Origin of the sequence: Pseudomonas agronomica (assembly GCF_025917275.1) — a bacterium.
GTDB classification, from domain to species: Bacteria; Pseudomonadota; Gammaproteobacteria; order Pseudomonadales; family Pseudomonadaceae; genus Aquipseudomonas; species Aquipseudomonas agronomica.
Genome location: NZ_JAOSHO010000695.1, coordinates 1 through 2093, shown reverse-complemented (window position 1 = coordinate 2093; position 2093 = coordinate 1). Strand labels below are relative to the sequence as shown.

At 64.4% G+C, this 2093-nt stretch carries 2 protein-coding genes; both read right to left on the bottom strand.

What is annotated here, in order from left to right; genetic code table 11:
* Window positions 1–1329 (bottom strand): cobyrinate a,c-diamide synthase (locus OC610_RS26255; protein ID WP_264432023.1); only part of this gene is annotated, 1329 nt, incomplete at its 3' end.
* 11 nt (window positions 1330–1340) lie between these two features.
* Window positions 1341–1952 carry a cob(I)yrinic acid a,c-diamide adenosyltransferase gene (cobO, locus tag OC610_RS26250; protein ID WP_264432021.1) on the bottom strand — a complete coding sequence of 204 codons (612 nt, stop codon included), beginning with the start codon at window positions 1950–1952 and terminating at the stop codon, window positions 1341–1343.
* Between the last annotated feature and the right edge of the window lie 141 nt (window positions 1953–2093).

Below are 2093 nucleotides of genomic sequence, written 5' to 3'. Positions count from 1 at the left end.
TGTGGGAGCGAGCCTGCTCGCGAAGGCTGCTTCACGGTCAGGCGCAAACAACGCAGCAATCGCCCTCGGGTTGGAAGGAAAATAAAAATGCACGTAGGAAGCCGTCATCCGCCCTTGTCGAAAAACCGCCTCCGCCCCTCGTCCGCCATTGGGGCTGTGCCCGCGAGCAATCGGCTCAAGCCCGGTACTGGTCAGCGAATGATGGTAGGTATGCCCGCGCAGGGTGCCTTCCGGCAAATCCACCAATTGCAACGCGAGGGCCGCCAGGCGCTTCTGCATTTGCGCATCCCCGGCCAGTAGACCCAGCAGTTCGGCGCGGACGCCTTCGACGTCGGTCAACGAATCGAGCAAGTACAGCATGCCGCCGCACTCGGCGAGCAGCGGTTTGCCGGCCGCATGGTGGGCACGGATCGCCGCCAGCATCGGCGCGTTTTGCGCCAGCGCGACGTGGTGCAGTTCGGGATAACCGCCAGGCAGATAAAGGCTGTCCGCCTCGGGCAACTCGCTGTCATGAATGGGCGAAAAAAAGCTCAACTGCGCCCCCATGGCCCGCAGCAGATCGAGGCTCGCGCCGTAAGTGAAGGCAAACGCCTCATCCCGGGCAACCGCGATGCGCACACCGTCAAGCCACGGCTCGACAACGGTCAGCTCGGGCGCTGCGAACTCAACGCTGGGCGGCAAAGCCACTTCACAGCTATTGGCCAACGCCTCGGCGGCAGCATCCAGGCGAATGTCCAGGTCGTTCAACTCACTGGCCTGGACCAACCCGAGATGGCGGCTGGGCAACTCGATGCCGGTTTCCCGGGACAACGCACCGTACCAGCGCAAGCCCTCGGTCAGGCTGCCTTCGAGCAACTGCGCATGACGCAAGGTCCCGACCCGATTGGCCAAGACCCCGGCGAACGGCAGGTCTGGTTGATAACGCGCCAGGCCCAGGGCCAAGGCGCCGAAAGTCTGGGCCATGGCCGTGCCGTCAATGACGGCCAGCACCGGCACGCCGAAATGCCGCGCCAGGTCGGCGCTGGACGGCGTACCGTCGAACAGCCCCATCACGCCCTCGATCAGGATCAGGTCCGCTTCGGCGGCGGCCTCCCACAACAGCCGGCGACTTTCCTGCTCGCCGACCATCCACATGTCCAATTGATAAACCGGCGCGCCACTGGCTCGCTCAAGGATCATCGGGTCGAGAAAGTCCGGGCCACACTTGAACACCCGGACCTTGCGCCCCTGGTTGCGGTGCAACCGTGCGAGGGCGGCGGTGACGGTGGTCTTGCCCTGGCCGGAAGCCGGGGCGGCTATCAATACCGCCGGACAGTGGCGGCTGGTCATCGGCGCATCGCTCACAGTTCGACGCCTTTCTGTGCCTTGATACCGGCCTGGAACGCATGCTTGATCATGCCCATTTCAGTCACGGTATCGGCCAATTCGATCATCTCGGGTTTTGCGCCGCGACCGGTCACCACCACATGCTGCATGGGCGGGCGTGCTTGCAGATCGCTCAGGACTTGATCGAGGTCGAGGTAGCCGTGCTTGAGGGCAATGTTCAGTTCGTCGAACACCACCAGGCCGATGGACGGGTCGCGGAGCAACTCACGCGACACGGCCCAGGCCGCTTCGGCGGCAGCAATGTCACGCTGGCGATCCTGGGTTTCCCAGGTGAAGCCTTCACCCATGACATGAAAGCGCACCTGCTCGGGGAAGCGGCGGAAGAACAGCTCCTCGCCGGTGCTGTTGCGCCCCTTGATGAACTGCACCACGCCGCATTGCATGCCGTGGCCCATGGCCCGGGCCAGCATGCCGAACGCCGAACTGCTCTTGCCCTTGCCGTTGCCGGTCAGCACCAGCAGCAGGCCGCACTCGTTCGGCGAGTTGGCGATGCGCTCGTCAATCACGGCTTTCTTGCGCAGCATGCGCGCCAGGTGGCGTTCGTCGCGATCGGGCGTGTCGGTCATGGGGAGCTCTCCGTTGGGACTGGATAACGGCGGGCGGGCAAAAAAAGAACGGCAATGAGCCTGGCATCGCCCACCGTGATGCCGTTGGATGAATCAGGCCGGTCTCCGGGCTCATGAGCGGCATAACGCCTGGCTGCGCGC